Origin of the sequence: Glutamicibacter sp. NPDC087831, from assembly GCF_044742845.1 — a bacterium.
Lineage (GTDB): Bacteria > Actinomycetota > Actinomycetes > Actinomycetales > Micrococcaceae > Glutamicibacter.
Genome location: NZ_JBIUVH010000005.1, coordinates 210,147 through 226,558, shown reverse-complemented (window position 1 = coordinate 226,558; position 16,412 = coordinate 210,147). Strand labels below are relative to the sequence as shown.

The following is a 16,412-nucleotide window of genomic DNA, read 5'->3' as shown; positions in this document are numbered from 1 at the left end:
CCTGTTCTGTTTCCAAGGCACTAGCCCCGAAGCAGCAGGGATTGTTCCCCGCATGCCGAATGCCGGCGCTGCCTCAAAAGGCAAGACCGGCATCCAGCTGGCGCGCGGACTATGGGTTCCGGCGACGGTACCGAAGCAGGATCAATGCTCCGGCGATAATCACCATCCCTGCAGCCCCTGCCAGCCACAACGAGCCCTGGTCAAGGCCGGTTGCCGCAAGCGGTGCTGGCGGGGCAGGTGGTGCTGCCGGCGCTGGCGGAGCCGGCGGAACCGGTGGTGCCGGTGGCGCTGCCTGCGGAGCCTCGGAGCAAACTTCCACATCCGCCGAATCCGAATTGTTCCCATCCTCGCCGGACTTCTCCGGTATCGAGGCCGTATTCGTCATCGTCTGGCACGTGCCGGCTACGCCGTCCAAGACCAGTTCGTACGTGAACTTCTTGCTCTGCTCTTCGGCCTTGACCGTGCCCAGTTCCCGCGGCTGGCCGGGATTGGTGTAGTCATCGAAGACCGTCACCATTTCATCGGTGGCCGTTGCCGCCTCGAATTCCAGCGGAGCCTTGGCACGGACCGTGCGGGTTGTCCCTTCCACGTCGGTCCAGCTGGCGTTCACCGTGTTCTCGTGGCCGGTGTAGTCGGCCTCGGCAACAGGTGTTTCGAAGGTGCAGCTGTACTTCACGGTGCTGGTTTCCCCGGCCGCAAGCTCCAGCTTCCCCTCCACCAATCCTTCGATGGAGCAGCTGGCCCCGTCGATGGATAGCTTGTCTTCCAGGAGCACTTGCGTGTCCTTGAAGTCATTCGGATTGGCCACGGTGATCTCACCGGTGACGGTGAAGTCCTGGTCTTCGTAATCCTCCAGCATCGCCTGGACCGTGTACTTGGCCGTGGCCTGCCCGTCCGGGTCAACCTCGAACTTCGTTTCCTTCGCGTCCTTGCGGGTCGACCAGTCGTAGTCCCTGACGTACTGGGCGTCGGCGCTCTTGGCGATCATCAGGCCCTGCTCGATGCACAGTTGCAGGTCCACCGAGGATTCGTCCTTGCCGTTGCCGTCGGTACTCTCATGGACTGCCGCTGTATTGGTGTATACCGTGCAGGTTCCCGCTTCGGGTTCCAGCACCTGTTCGTATTCGAACTGCATGGGAGCTTGCGGGACATGGACTACCCCGAGCACCTTCGGTTCGGCGCCAGGATCCATCATGTCGTCGGTGACTCTCACCGATTCGTCCGTGACTGCATCGATCTGGAAATCAACCGGTGCTTCGGCACGCACTTCGCGGTCATCGAAGGAGGCAATCACCGTATTGACTGCTCCTTCGAAGGCATCGGTGGTGAGCCAGCTAGCGAGGTCGCATTCATACCGGGCCCCCAAGTTCTCCCCGGCATCGAGCACGACCTGCAATCCAGCGGCCGCTTCATCGGCATCTTCCAGATCGATCCGGCAGCTGGTGCCAGCGGTATCGATCCGGTCTTCCAAGGTGGCGGTGATGGAACCGAAATCATTCGGGTTCTGCACCATCACTTCACCGGCCAGCCGCAAGTTCTGCTCAACGGCTGCGGTGTTGCGAGCCTGAACCCAGTAGTGCGCGGTGAAGGTTCCATCCTCGTTCGCGGTGAGCTTGCTCTGGTCGATCCGCTTTTCTACCTCCCATTCGTAATCCAGGTCCACCAGCCCCTGCGCGGTCTTCTGCAGGCCCAGGGCCTTCTGTCCGCAGAGGGTGACGGTGGTCGAATCCTCGGCCCCGGTCTGCTGGATCACCGCGGTGTTGGTGAACTCGTTGCAGGTGCCGGCCTGGGCCTGGTGGCGCAGGGTGTAGTCGAAGTCGACCGGGGTGCCTTCGGCATTCCAGATCGCTTCGCCCAGCACTACCGGCGACTCGGGATTGGTCTTGTCATCGATGACGGTGACCTGCTGATCGGTTTCAGCATCCAGCAGGTAGTCCACCGGTGCGGTTGACGTGGCCACCGAACCCTCGCCCCAGGTTGCGGTAACCGTGTTGCTGCCGTGCAGCTGGGCGGGGGTACCCGAGCAGCTGTATGGCAGTTGCACCGTGGCTCCGGCTCCGTCGCTGCCCACCGGGACCGCGACTTGAAGACCCTCGGTTTGCGGATCGGCGTCCTCGGCGTCGATGGTGCACGTGACCCCTTCAATGCTGATCTCGTCGGTGATGGTGGCTACCGTCGAGGCTGCTTCGAAGTGGTTCGGATTCACCAGGATGATCATGCCGTTCACTTCATGGCCCGAATCCTCCGAACCGTCCGGAATGGCCGAAACGGTGTAGGAGAAGTCGGCGGTGCCGTCCTCGGCGACAGTGACCTCGGTGCGGTCTACCTTCTTCTCAAGATCCCAAAGGTAGGTCCGATCGAAGCTGGCCCCGGCATCCTTGGCAATCATCAGATCGAGCAAGCCGCAGAGCTGCACGGTCGCCTCATCCCTCGGATCCTCCCCCGCCTGGATATCAACCCATGCGGTGTTCGTGTAGCTCATGCATTCACCGGCGGGAGCATCATGTTCCAGCTGGTACTCGATGAGCACCGGCGAATCATCAATGTCCACGGTGCGCATCAGCACCGGCTCTTGTGGATTCGACTGGTCATCCCAGATCTCGACCTCCCGATCGATTTGGGAGTCAATGGCGAATTCGATTGGCACCTGCGCGCTCGATGCCCGGTCATCGCCCCAGCTGACCATGGCGGTGTTGGTGCCGCCGCTGTAGGAACCGGCATCGACTCCCGCGGATACATCGCAGCTGTAGCCGACGGTGATCATCCCGTTGGCCGGGATGCTCACCAGCGATTCCGAAGTGGTGCAGGTGATCGATTCCAGATCGACAACGTCCTGGATCCTGGCGTCAATGCCCGTGTACTGGTTCGGGTTGGTGATGGTGATCTGGCCTTCCAGCACCCATCCCGAATCCTCGTACCCGGTGTTCTCCACCTTGATCACGTAGTCCACCGGTTCGCTGGCCGCACCGTTGGTGGTGATCTGCTGGTCCTGGCCTTCGGCCAGCGACTTCTCGATCTGCCATTGGTAGGTGCGGTCGTACTCGGCTTCGACGGTCTTGCTGATCTCCAAGGCCGCCTCGCGGCAGGCTTCGGCGAGCGCATTGTCCGTCGCGGTGAATCCGTCATCGCCGGTGAGCGTGGCGACGTTCTCGAATACCTGGCAGGTGCCTGCCTGGTCCACGGTCCACGTCACCGAGTAGTCCCGGCTTTGCGGCCCATCGGCCACATCCACTGTCCACGCCGGATCGAACTCATGAGCGCTGTCCGTGATGGTCACCGTGTCGTTCAGCGGCGTCTGGGTCCAGTCGGCTTCCGAGATCTGTACGGTATCCGAGTCCTGGCCGTTGACCGTGCTCAGCGCCTGGGCATCCCAATCCACGGTGGCGGTGTTGCTGCCGTTGTACTCCGGCTGGGATTCGAAGGTGCACGAGTAGGTCATCACCCATTCGGCTCCTGCGGGGATCACCGTTTGGAAGCCGGCTTGCCCGGCGGACATGTCCGCCACCGCTTCGCCCTGCACCCCGGTGATCGTGCAGCTCACGTCCCCGCCGACATCGGCGAAGTCCTGCACCGTGATCGGCGCGTCTTGCCAGTCGTTCGGGTTGGCGAGCGTGATTTCTCCGCTCATCGCCCAATTGCCATCCTCGTGGCCTTCGGGGGTCACGGTGATCCGGTAGTTCGCGGTGGCTTCACCGGTATTGGGGTTGGCTGCCAGCGGTTGCCCGGAGAGCAGTTCCTTGTCCAGCGACCACAGGTAGGAGCGGTCGAAGGAGGTCACGACGTTCTTGGCGATATCCAGATCGGCGCCGGCGCACACCGTGGCGCTGGCCGAAGCCGTGTTCTCTTCGCCCTCGCCGGTGGCCTCATCGAGCACCGCGGTGTTGGTGTACTCGGTGCAGGTTCCTGCCACGCCATCCAGTTCCACGTCGTACTCGAAGGTCTTCGGCGATTCCTGGGCCTTGGCGGTGCCAAGGACCGTTACCTGTCCTTCAACGGTCTGGTCATCGGTGATGGCGACTTCGCCGTCGGTCAGCAGGGCCTGCTCGAACCCGAAATCGACGTCCGTTTCAGCCTGGCGTTCCTGGCCCCAGGCCACGGTTGCGGTGTTCGTGTACTGGGCGGTGATGTCGGTGTCCGCCGGGACCTGGCAGTTGTAGCCCAGGGTGGTGCTTTCCCCGTCACCGAGCACGAGCTGGAAACCGCCGGCGGTTTCATCCGCATCGGTGCCCTCGATGGTGCAGCTGGCCGACGGGATGGAGAGCACATCGGTGACCGTGGCCGCCAGGTCCCCGACTTGCGTGTTCGGGTTGCTGATGGTGATGGTTCCGGACACCTGCTTCGCGCTGTCCTGCGCTTCGCCGGCGGTGGCCACTACCGTGTAGTGCGCGGTGATCGTGCCGTTGCCGGCGACCGTGAATTCGCTATGGTCAACCTGCTTGTGAAGCGACCAGTCGTAGTCGCGTGCGTAGCTGGCGTCCACGTCCTTGGTGATAACCAGATTCTTCTGGTCGCAGATGCCCACGTCCTGCGAGTCCTCGATGTCCTCGCCGGCCAGATCCACCCACGCGGTATTCGTGAAGACCAGGCATTCATCGCGCGGCACTTCGTAGGTGATCTCGTAGCTGAATCTCTGCGGGGCGTCGGCGTAGTGGACCGTGCCCAGCAGTACCGGGTCCCCGGAAGGATCAGCCTGGTCATCCCAGACGCCAACGGAATCATCGGTGCTCTCATCCAGGGTGAAGTCGATGGGTACCGGCTGGCTCTCAGCCTGCAGCCCATCACCCCAGGTGACCACCGCCGTGTTGGTGTGGCCGGTGTAATCGGCTTCCGCCACGGCCGATGCATCGCAGTTGTAGTCCACGGTGATCGAGCCGATGCGCGGCACCACCTGCTGCATGCCTTCCATCCCCGGATTCGAGTCCTCGGCCACGGTGTTGCAGGCGGCCGAGAGGGTATTCTCGTCGCTGATCGTCACTTCGAGGTCTTCGAATTCGTTGGGATTGGCCACGGTAATGGATCCGGAAAGCTGCTGCCCGGAATCCTCGTAGCCGGTGTTGTCCACCAGCACCGTGTAGTGAACGGTAGCGGTTCCGTCTTCCTCGACCACGGCATCTGGCGACTGGCCCTCGGCCAGCTGCTTGTCGATGCTCCACAAGTAGGTGCGGTCATAGGAGGCCGTCACGTCCTTGGTGACGGTCAGCCCTGCCTGGCGGCACGCTTCGACCTGGGCGTCATCGCTCTTGACCAGCTGGTTGCTGCCGGTGATCGTGGCGGTGTTCATGAAGCTCTGGCACGTGCCGGCCTCGTCCACGGTCCAGGTGTATTCATAGGTCCGAGTCTGCGGGCCATCGGAGTAATTGATGGTCCAGGCCGGATCGAACTCATGCAGCGGGTCGGTCACGGTCACCGTCTGGTTCAGTGGTGTCTGCGTCCAGTCGCCTGCATCCACCGGTACAACTTCGGTGGCGCTGCCCGAAGCGGTGGAGGCCGCGCTGGAGGACCACGTCACTTCGGCGGTGTTGCTGCCCTCGTAGTTCGGCTGCGATCCGAAGGTGCAGCTGTAGCTGAAGGTCAGCGTTTGGGAGGCATCCAGTGTTGCCTGGAAGTCCGGTGCCACCGGATCGGCGTCCAGCGTGTCCGGTTCGCCGGCAATGCCGACCACCTGGCAGGTTGCGTCCCCGCCCACATCGACCTGGTCGGTGACGGTCACGTCAATGGCTTGCCAGTCATTGGGGTTGGATACCGTGATGGTTCCGCTCATGGCCCAGTCGCTGTCCGAATAGCTTTCGGGAGTGACAGTGACGGAGTATTGCGCGGTGAATTCGCCGGTTTCCGGATCCGCGGTGAATGGCTGCTCGCCTACTGCGTCCTTGGCGATGCTCCAGTCGTAGCTGCGGTTGAAACTGGACACGACCAGTTTCTCGATAGCCAGGTCCTGGCCGATGCAGACTTCCACGGTGGCATTGTCCGTCAGCGTTTCACCGTCGTCTGCGGCGAGGCTGGCGATGTTCTGGTAGTCGGTGCATTCTCCGAGCACGCCGTCCCACTCGATGGTGTACGCGAAGGACTTCGGGCTTTCCCCGGCTGTAACGGTGTTACCGCCGGCGATGCCCGAAAGGTCGATTTCGCTATCGGTAACGGTGACTTCATCGTCGGTCACCGTTGGCGAGACGGACGCGAAATCGTAGTCGGCCGAGGCGCTGGCTTGGCCATCGGTGCCATAGTAGGCCTCCGGGTCCCAGGTTGCACTGACCGTGTTGGTGCCGGCGCTGGCGGCACTGGTTCCCTCGGGCAGGTCGCATTCATAGGTGAAGGAATTCTCGCCGGGCTGGATGGTCACCGGATTGGCGATCGGCGATCCGCCAGCGGAGATGACGCAATTGGCTCCATCAAGCTGGTCGGCCAGCGTGATCCCGGATATCTCCGTGTCATTCGGGTTCATCACGGTAATGGTGCCGGAGAGCTGGAAGTTGCTGTCCTGGGCCTCGCTGGCGGTGGCGACCACGTTGTAGTCGACGTCCACTCCGGTGGCCGTGGCCTTCACTGTGGCTTGCTGGCCCTCGGCCAGCGACTTGTCCAGATCCCAGTCGTAGTCGCGGTCATAGGATGCCTGCACATCCTTGTGGACCGTGAGCTCGTCGTAGGTGGTCTTCGTGTTGGTGAAGGTACAGGTGACTTCATCGTTGTCGCCCAGGTTGAAAGTGATGGCCGAACCGCTGCGGATAGCGGCGGCGCCGGTGCAGGCGATCGAGGAAAGATTCCAGCCAGCTGGCAAGTCCTCTTCGGTGACGGTGATCGTAGCTGGCGCCACGGTGTAGGTGACGCTCTGCGGCAAGCTCGCGCCGGTATCGGAATCGGCACTGTCATCGAGGTTGAATGATGTCGAGTCGCCGAAGCGGTCCTCGGCGAGGGTGAAGTCGAAATCCGTGCCGTCGGCAGGAACCGCGTCCTTGATGACGGTTACGGAACCGGCTTGGACCGCACCGGCCTGGATCTGGTTGTCGCGTTGTCCAATGGACTTGCAGTTCAACGACGAGATCAGGACGTGGTACGGCGAACCGTTGATTGAGGAAGCACCGGTGCCCGGGCCGTGATCCAGCTCCGAGGCGATATGCGCATCGAAGTAGAGGGTGACGCTTGACTCGTCGCCTTCTTCTCCGTCGACCATCAATGTGATGAAGACGGTGTCGACGCGGTCGTTCCCGGCGCCTTCATCGACAGTCCAGCCGGTGATGTTCGCGCCGTCCACTGTCTCGTTGAGCAAATAGTCATAGGCCCATTTGCCGGCCTTCTTGACCTGGTAATTGATGACCAGCTCGTTTTCGCCTGCGGGCAATGTCATTTCCAAGCGCTGGTGAACCACACCGCCCTCATAGAGCCCGTCGTGGACATTGCCGTTGGCGAAGGCGGGCATCTCATCGGACTTCTGCATGAAGGTGTCGACCGAGCCGTCTCCTTCGTTGTACTCGCAAATCCGCGGAGCACCTGACTCAAGGGCAGCGGCCGTGATCGGCTCGCGGGCCGCTGTCGAGGACCCGGTAGAATCTTCCGATTCCGAAACTTCGGCCTTCGGCTGCGCAAGTTCCGGTGAAGCCTTGTCCACTGGCTTCTTCTCTGTCTTGGGCGCAGCTGATTCCACAGGTTGCGCTTCGGGTGCCGGCTGCGTGGTTTCCACAGCTTTTGGCTTTTCTGGCTTCTGAGTTGCCGGTGCCGGTGCAGGGGCGGACTCGGGTTCGGCCGCTGCTTCTTCCTCTGGCGCCGAGGTCTTGGCGCTGTCTACTGCTTCAGCAGCTGGCTGTTCTTCCCCCGTGTCAGCCGTGGACGATTCGTCGGCTTCGGCCTTGGTTTCCTCCGCCGAGCCGGTGGCCAGGACCGATTCAGAGTTCTCCGGTTCAGTCCCCTGCTGTGTGGCCTCGACTTCTTCCCCAACAGAAGTTTCGGCAGCAACTGCCATGCCCGGAATGGTCATGACAAAGCACAAGGAAATCGACGAAATTATCGCCAAGAATCCTTTTAATAATCTGTTTAAAGCTGTTTTACGGCGCAAATTTGGCACAAGAGTGCCACGCCTTTGATGCCTAGACATTTCTCCCCCATACAAGAATGTCCTGAGTGGATCGCGCGGCGTGCAGGAGCGATCCACCCGAAAAAGAGCGAGCTATAGTAAGGCTTTGACCTCAGATAATGAAAGCCTGGCCCATGATTCAGCCACCCCATGTGGCTCAACTGCTCAGGATAAGTTCCCCAATGCATCTAAAGATGCGAAATGAATGCGAGTGTTTCAATTCGTCTTTAAATCCCCCAATTCAAGACAACGATATGCCGACATCCTACGCCGGCATTCGGCTTTGTGCCAGCAAATGGAAGGAAATAAATTTGGCTGAAAATGAAGCGATCGGTGCACTTCTTTGCCCATGGATTAAACGTGCTTGTCACCTGCCAAATTCACGATTCAGGCCCTAGCGGACAGCAATGAAGGTCGATGCTCTGCGACAGCGGCTTTGGCACCCCCGCTCGCCCGCGGCACCCGAAAGGCTTGGCAGAAACCGGCCTGGAACAATCCTGCCGACCCCGGGGCCAGTACAGAAGCAATGGCACTACGCCTCGGGAGCTCCACATCCACCGAAGAGCTCCGCGGCATCGAGCCCCGGAGACTGCCCCGCTTCACCCCGGGACGTCGAGAAGATTCACTACGACCTTCAACTACTAATTTGAGTACCCGGTCTGACCTGCAAAGTAAAAATAAATCTCAATCTGATAAAGGTTGCGTGTTTTCTCCGTTTGAGCTTGGTAGTTGCTGAACACTTTGGTAATCATTGAATGGTGAAAAGAGCAACCCTATGAGCCAACGACGCGCGTTCCGTCGCATATTCCTTCCCGCTGCATGGCTAGTTATCGGCGCCTTGATCGCCGTCAGCCTCGTGAAACTCGCGTTTGCCGGCGGCACTGCCAGCGCCGACGATGACCTGTTCCCCACCGGAGAGATCCCGGCAGAGACCATCTTTGCTGAGAAAGCCACGGTAGAGAACAAGCTGTCCATTCCCGGAACCATTAAGCTCACCGAATCGAAAGAGCTGAATGCGCCCGTGGACGGCGTTGTCAATTGGGCTTTCGTCAAGCCAGGCGACAATGTCTCCCTCGGTGATCGAATCTTCCAGGTCCGCGCCGAATCCCAGCCAGAGAGCGTTGAGGCCAACGACTCGGATAGTGAAGGTTCACAAGACGAGCAGCAACCGCAGGAAGCTGCGCCAGTGGTGAAGTACCACGACGTCTACGCAACGGCCACAGGCAAGGTCGGCGCTTTCCAGATCGAGGTTGGCGATGACGTCACCAAGGGCACAGGACTCGGCGCGATCCAGCCCCAAGAATTCTTGGCCGCCGGTTCGATCGATCCGCTGGACCGCTACCGGTTGCTCGATGAAAGCCTCGAAGCAACGATCACCATTGACGGCGGACCGGAGCCATTCACCTGCAAGGACCTGTCTGTCGGTGACAGCGCTTCGAAGAAAACCAGCGCCGGCTCCGCAGACCAGGACATGGAATCGCAGATGGATCCAATGGCATCCGGAGAATCCACGGAGAGCTCTTCGGGCAGCGAGATTTCTTGTGCCGTACCTGCAGACATCGTGGTTTTCGACGGCCTGAGCATGAACATGGAAATTGATGCAGGCACCGCCGAGGACGTATTGACCGTACCGGTATCGGCTGTTCGCGGCCTGGTTGGCCAGGGTGCGGTGTGGCGGCTGGATGAAAACGGCAAGGAAATCCGCACCGAGGTAGAGCTTGGCGTGACCGACGGAAAGGTCATCGAGGTGATTTCAGGACTGAAGGATGAGACGGAAATTCTCCGCTTCGTCCCAGGATCCACCCCGGCACCTGAAGAAATGATGGATATGGAGTCCTACTCAGATGAGTGGTGAGCCATTGCTGAAGCTCGAGAATGTCACGCGCAGCGTCCTGCTGCCCGATGACAGCGAGCTGCATATCCTCAACGGGATTGATCTCACGGTGTCCGAAGGCGATCACATAGCCATTGTCGGCCGTTCGGGTACGGGCAAGTCCACGCTGCTGAATATCCTTGGCCTGCTTGATCGGCCCACCAACGGTAGCCTGCTGTGGCGAGGCAAGGATGCGACCCGGCTGAGCGCCAAACAGGCGGCCCATGCACGCGGGCGCGACCTCGGTTTCGTTTTCCAGCAGTTCAACCTCCTGCCAGGACGCACTGCCCTGGAAAATGTCATGGCTCCACTGATGTACGCCGGTGGACGCGACTTCTGGAATCGGCGCAAGCTAGCAACCGAGTCCTTGGAGCGCGTGGGACTGGGCAAACGCTTGGATTCAATGCCCCAGACCCTCTCCGGTGGTGAGCAGCAACGTGTGGCCATCGCTCGCGCGCTGGTCCGCCGGCCACGAGTCGTACTGGCCGATGAGCCCACCGGTGCCTTGGATGTCACTACCGGACGTGCGGTGATGGATCTCTTGGATTCCGCCACGGTTGATTCCGGCGCTGCCCTGATCACCATCACGCACGACAGCAATGTTGCGGCCTTGGCCCGAGAACAGCTGCAGTTGGATGGCGGGCGGCTGCATCCGCTCAGTGAGGTGGCGGCAAGATGAAATCCTTAACTCGCTTAGGAACCGGTTTTGTTGCTGCGCTGCTGGAGGCATGGCAGGAACTGCGTATTCACAAGTTGCGCGTCTTGCTCTCCTTGGTTGGTGTCACCATTGCGGTGGCCTCGTTGACTACGGCATTGGCCGGAGCTGGCATGGCGCGTCAGATGATGACCGAAAGCCTTGAAAGCGAGGGTCGGCCAGCAATGATTGTTGTCTACGCCTACGACCCGAACTCGGATGCTGGTCCTGCGGGCAACGACCAAATCGATGAGGCCTTTCAAAAGACCAGTGACCGGTTCAAGGTCGAGTACACCACCATGATGGGACGCAGCTACGACCAGAAGGCTTCAGCCCAAGGGCTGAGCCTTGATGCCGAGATCATGGTGGTTGATCCCGACTACGCTCCAATGCACCGGTTAGTTGTTACTGACGGCCGCTGGCTGGAAGCCGAAGATGCACAGAATCTTGCCCCAGCGGCGGTGGTTGACCACACCTTCATCAAAGAATTGGGACTGGAAGACCAGCGACTGCCTTTAACCGTGGATTTGATGAGCAATGGGAACACCGTCTCAGTTACGGTCATCGGAACCACCAAAGCATCTAGCTACGGCATGGGCGGCAAGCTGTGGATGCTGCCGGCCACCTATGAGCACTGGTTCGGCATGCAAGCTCCGCTCAATGAGGTCAGCTACAAGCTGTGGGTGCCCATCGAGGGATCCGAAGAGCTGGCCATGCACTTCGGCCAGCAAATGCAGGCAGAACTTCCTGGTCTCACAGTTGATGCGCACCGCGAAGATTATCTGATGTGGGGTGCTGATGAGAGCTTGAAGATGTTGACCATGGTGGTTGCCGGGATCGCAATCATCATCTTGCTGCTTGGTTCCCTGAGTCTGCTCAATGTTGCCATGGTGACCATGAAGCAGCGTATCCGCGAAGTGGGTATCCGACGCAGCTTCGGTGCAACAACCGGACGCGTATTCTTCTCGGTGATGATGGAAAGCGTCGTGGCCACGGCCGTAGCAGGTGGCATTGGCGTGCTCATCTCCGTTGCCTTGGTCTCCAACGAGAATCTGCTGAATATGGTGATGGCTACCGAGCTGGATCAAATGCCGGCATTCCCTATCGGTGCGGCCCTACTTGGCATGGGAGTTTCCATCGCCGTAGGCGCACTGACCGGTGTGCTTCCCGCGCTGGTGGCAGCCCGAGTCAAGATTGTGGATGCTATTCGCGTCTAATATGCAGATGCCGCTAAGGCGCTGGAACGGAATCATGACTTCCGTTCCAGCGCCTTCTGCGTACCCCTGGTGAGTCGGCTGATTAACTGCGGTAGCCGAGGACCGTTGAGAAAGCCTCCGTCGCCGAGGTCTCAAACCAAGAGGTTCTTCTCCAGCTCAGTGGCCGCGAACTGTGTTGAGCTGATCTGTTTATCCCTTGTTCACGGCAGGGAGGGATTCGTCGCTGCGCGATGCGCCTCCGGACGCGCGTTTTCTATCCTTCTTCCTCTTTCCATCTTCCGTCTTCATCCAAGCAATCAGCCCGATAGTAGTGACAGCAGCGATGCCGATCCAAATAGTTCCCCAAAGTGTGGATAACTGGATCCCCAGACCTCCGGTAACGGTGAAAATCAGTGTGGCCGGCAGGAATATAAACGCAAAAATATTCACTCGGTGACTGAACTTCTCACGCTTAACCGCCTCTTCGCGCAGTTGTTCGGCTCGTTCGCGATTCACCTGCTCTTCTTCGGCGCGCTGGTTGGCTTCCAGATAATCCATGATGGATTTCTGCTCGATCAGTGAATGCTTGATTCTTTCTTCCAGCATGCGCACGTTCTGCATGGCTTGCAGCACCCGAGTTGCAGATTCACGTCCAGGTATCTCCTGCAACCAGCGCTTACCGTGGAACTCGATAAACCTTTTTTGAATGTCCTTGTATCGCTTAAGCGAAGCAGCGGAATCCTCAAGGTTTCCGGTTGCCGCTAGATTGGCCAGGTGTCCGGCGCGCTGGGTCAAGAATTCATCTTGCTGCATCGTCAAGACCGCCAAATCGACGAAGACTGAATGCGCTAAGGCCACCGTATGCCCAGTCTCTGCGATCCAGTGTTCAGGATCGCCATCCGGACGGGACTGGGCAACAATCCCCATCCCCCGATCACTGCACCAACCAATTGACGGGCCAAGGGAGACTTGGGCTTTGCTGACTCCGAGGTCGGACCAGTCGCTCAAAGTTGGCTTAGGCGTGGCGGTTTGAGCAATGCTCAGTGCATGCGCCCAGCGCACTGCAGGGTTGTCCATCGCGCTCGGTCCGTGCCAGTGTTTTTGGCACTGAGGAATCTTGTCTTGCGGAATAAAAGTGGAGATCGTATAGATGTTCCCCCATGGATCCTGCTTGTCTTTTGATTGCACAGCGCCGCCATTATTCAGTTCTACTGCCAAGCCTGCTGAACGCAAGGCGTTGTTTACACCCGCTCGCAAGTCCTTGCCATTGATGTTTGTGCCCGGCAGTAGCCCAGCACGAGTCGGCCGGTGCAGCGCAGAGGTCACCCAACCGGGGGTTTGCAATGCCTCTTTCGAAAGCTTCAGGTGCAAGGCGACGTATTCAGCGTTGCCGGCTCCTGTTTCCGCCTCACTACGAGAACGTGAAATTCCAGCGATCCGGATACCGGCGCCGGTCAGCTTGCTGATTACCTTCTGGTTGTCGAAAGCAAACGTTGGAGCACCCGATAGTGCTTGCTTCGCGTCGGCAGTCATGGCCAGGAAATGAGGTCCGACCGAAGTCTTGTCGAACCAGCTTTTTGATGCTTTATGCAGATTTCCCGCGTCGTTTTGGAGAAACTCAGAGGTTTCGCTTTGCAGATCTTTGCAGAACATCTTCCACGTGATATCCGCGGCATTCGACGGGACCCACCACAAGTTTCCATCAGGTTCCGTGATCGAAGATGCCGGAACTCTGGCGACCAACGCCACGGATCCCCACATCCAGCTATTTGCGTGGACCTCGGTGGGGTGCGACGGCAGCGTCGAATCAATCACGCCTGTGTTTTGACCTGAAGACATCTTTTTCCTTGCGCTCTCATCTCAGCGAGTTTCGGATATTAAATACACTCCCCATAAATACAGGCTATCTACAATTACCCGGCATGCAGGAGGAAGCAACGGAATATTTCTCGTGAACAATCCATGACTCCACTTGCCCTCACCCTCAGTGAAATGGCCTATTTCCACGATCGGCAAAAGAGCGCCTGCCGTAGCTCGGCTTCGGTTCGCGAGCGAGCTTGCCACTGCCGCCCAGCTGGCAAGAGGATAGCGCCGGTCGGGCATCCTTTGCCGACTACAGGGCAACGATGGCCATGCAAGGAATCCGGCATCAGATCGACTGGCTAGCCAGAATTCCAGCTATCGATTGTGTGCTGCAGTACATCCGCTCCGGCACCCCGCAATTGCCCATTTCGAAGCATTCCCGCTCCCGGAGAATTCCGCGTGATCCTGCGGATTCCCAGGCCTGCACGGTAATCATTTCCAAAGATTTCCAAAGCGCGCTTGACACCGTTTGAGATTGAGAGCACACTGATCGTATACGATTTGATGTACGAGATGATGTTCGATGAAAGCAGGCCGATCAACGGTGAGCAATATTGTCCCAGTAACCGAAGAGACCTTCGCGCAGGCAGGCAAGATCCTGGCCGTACACCTTAGCTACTCCTCGCGTGCAGCGCAGCGCGGACGCACCCCGAAGTTCCCCAGCTACTTCATGAAGGCCACCAGCTCGCTGGCCGCCAGCGGTTCCACCGTGGAACGCCCAGCTGGCACCGAGCTGCTCGCCTTCGAGGGCGAGATCGCACTGATCATCGGCAAGACCGCTCGCCGCGTCTCGGTAGACGAAGCCTGGGGCTACGTCGGGCAGGTCACCGCATCGAACGACCTCGGCGTGCACGACATGAAGTACGCGGACAAGGGCTCGAACATCCGCTCCAAGTCCGGCGACGGCTACACCCCGGTGGGTCCCAACGCCCTGGATGCTGCCACCTTGGATCCTGCCAAGCTGCGCGTGCAGACCTGGGTCAACGGCAAGCTCGCCCAGGACGCCGACACCTCCGAGCTGCTCTTCTCCTTCGCAACCATCATCGCCGACCTGTCCCAGCAGATGACCCTGCAGCCAGGTGACATGATCCTCACCGGCACCCCGGCCGGCTCCACCGTCTTCTTCCCCGGCGACGTTGTCGAGGTCGAGGTCACCGATCTGGTCTCCGGCGCCACGACCGGCAAGCTGGAGACCACCGCCGTCGAGGGCACTGCGGCCTTCGCTGCTTTCGGCAACCAGCCAAAGGTCACCGACAAGGACAAGGAAGATGCCTACGGCGATCGCGAGACCGCCGGCATGGTCCCGATCATCACCGGCAAGGACGTGCTGACCGACAAGGTCCGCGAGCAGCTGGCTTCGGTGGCTACCGCCACCTTGTCCGCCACCTTGCGCAAGCGCGGCCTGAACAACGTGAACATCGAAGTCCCCGGTGCCACCAAGGGCATGCAGCGCGTGATCGGCACCGCCCGCACCCTGCGCTACATCCCCAACCGCGAGGACCTGTTCAAGGCCCACGGCGGCGGCTACAACATGCAGAAGCAGTCCATCGACTCGCTCAATGACGGCGAGATCCTGGTCATGGAAGCCCGCGGCGAGACCGGCTCGGCCACCCTGGGCGACATCCTGGCCCTGCGCTCCCAGCAGCTCGGCGCCGCCGGCATCATCTCCGATGGCGGCGTACGGGACCTGGACGCCGTGTCCAACCTGCAGATCCCGGTCTTCTACAACGGCGCCCACCCAGCGGTTCTCGGCCGCAAGCACGTGGCCTGGGACAAGGACATCACCGTGGCCTGCGGCGGCGTATCGGTGCAGCCAGGAGATGTGATCGTGGCCGACTCCGATGGCATCGTGGTCATCCCGCCAGCAATGGTGGCCGAGGTGGCCGCTGAAGCCGCGGTGACCGAATCCAATGACGAATTCATCTTCGCCATGGTCCAGCGCGGCCACGGCATCGAGGGCCTGTTCCCGATGAATGATGCGTGGAAGAGCAAGTACAACGCCTGGAAGGACGCAGGCAGCCCGGATCTGGACTCATGGTCGCTGTAATGACCGCCTCCAAGTCCGAAGCCGCCTACCAGCTGGTTTCCGAGCGCATCGTCAACGGGGCATACTCCCCCGGCTACCGGCTGGTGCTGGGCACCATTGCCGATGAGCTGGGCTGCTCCGTGGTTCCGGTGCGCGAGGCGATCCGCCGGCTGGAGGCCGAGGGCCTGGTGCACTTCACCCGCAACGTCGGGGCGACGGTGGCCCACGTGGATTCCACCCTGTACCTGCACACCATGCAGACCCTGATGGTCATCGAGCCGGCCGCTACCGCGCTGGCTGCCGATGCCATGGATGCCGCCTGGCTTGCCAAGGCACGGGCGCTGAACGAGAACATGCGCCAGTGCCTGGAGGATTTCGATCCGGTGGCCTTCACCCGGATGAATACCGAATTCCACCAGCTGCTCTACGGCCAGTGCCCCAATCCGCACATCCTGGACCTGGTCCAGCGCGGATGGCGCCGGCTGGCGGCCATGCGGGCCAGCAGCTTCACCCACATTCCCAACCGGGCTCGCGCTTCGGTTCAGGAGCATGAGGCGCTGCTGGATCTGATCGGCAACCATGCCACCCCGGCGCAGATCGAAGCTGCCTGCCGGGACCACCGCTCGAATACGCTCAACGCCTATTTGAAAGCGGCCGGCATGGCACCTAGCGCCATCTAGCCAGCAGCACCGAGA

Annotated in this window: 7 protein-coding genes; 5 read left to right on the top strand and 2 right to left on the bottom strand. The window is 60.2% G+C overall.

Going from position 1 to position 16,412, the window contains the following annotated elements:
- Positions 1–109: 109 nt before the first annotated feature.
- Positions 110–8,005, bottom strand: a complete 7,896-nt coding sequence (locus ACIOJF_RS15800; protein WP_402741863.1) for an LPXTG cell wall anchor domain-containing protein — start codon at positions 8,003–8,005, stop codon at positions 110–112.
- A gap of 835 nt (positions 8,006–8,840) precedes the next feature.
- Here ACIOJF_RS15800 and ACIOJF_RS15795 point away from each other — a divergent pair.
- From ACIOJF_RS15795 to ACIOJF_RS15785, 3 genes are read left to right on the top strand one after another with little or no spacing between them, the layout of a single operon-like run.
- Positions 8,841–9,920, top strand: a complete 1,080-nt coding sequence (locus ACIOJF_RS15795) for an efflux RND transporter periplasmic adaptor subunit (protein ID WP_332488687.1) — start codon at positions 8,841–8,843, stop codon at positions 9,918–9,920.
- A complete protein-coding gene (locus ACIOJF_RS15790; RefSeq protein ID WP_105658038.1) occupies positions 9,910–10,617 on the top strand; it encodes an ABC transporter ATP-binding protein in 708 nt (235 codons plus the stop codon). Before ACIOJF_RS15795 ends, ACIOJF_RS15790 begins: the two co-directional genes overlap by 11 nt.
- The gene (locus tag ACIOJF_RS15785) at positions 10,614–11,849 is read left to right on the top strand and encodes an ABC transporter permease (RefSeq protein WP_402741862.1); all 1,236 of its coding nucleotides are present in this window, start codon (positions 10,614–10,616) and stop codon (positions 11,847–11,849) included. Before ACIOJF_RS15790 ends, ACIOJF_RS15785 begins: the two co-directional genes overlap by 4 nt.
- A gap of 189 nt (positions 11,850–12,038) precedes the next feature.
- Here the strand turns inward: ACIOJF_RS15785 and ACIOJF_RS15780 are convergent, their stop codons facing one another.
- On the bottom strand, positions 12,039–13,667 hold the full coding sequence (locus ACIOJF_RS15780) for a hypothetical protein (protein ID WP_402741861.1): 1,629 nt from the start codon (positions 13,665–13,667) through the stop codon (positions 12,039–12,041).
- Positions 13,668–14,214: 547 nt separating this feature from the next.
- Between ACIOJF_RS15780 and ACIOJF_RS15775 the strand changes: the two genes are divergently transcribed.
- Positions 14,215–15,738, top strand: a complete 1,524-nt coding sequence (locus ACIOJF_RS15775; protein WP_402741860.1) for a fumarylacetoacetate hydrolase family protein — start codon at positions 14,215–14,217, stop codon at positions 15,736–15,738.
- Positions 15,738–16,397, top strand: coding sequence for a GntR family transcriptional regulator (locus ACIOJF_RS15770; RefSeq protein ID WP_105658033.1), 660 nt, complete (start codon positions 15,738–15,740; stop codon positions 16,395–16,397). The genes ACIOJF_RS15775 and ACIOJF_RS15770 overlap by 1 nt, the downstream gene beginning before the upstream one ends.
- Positions 16,398–16,412 lie beyond the last annotated feature (15 nt).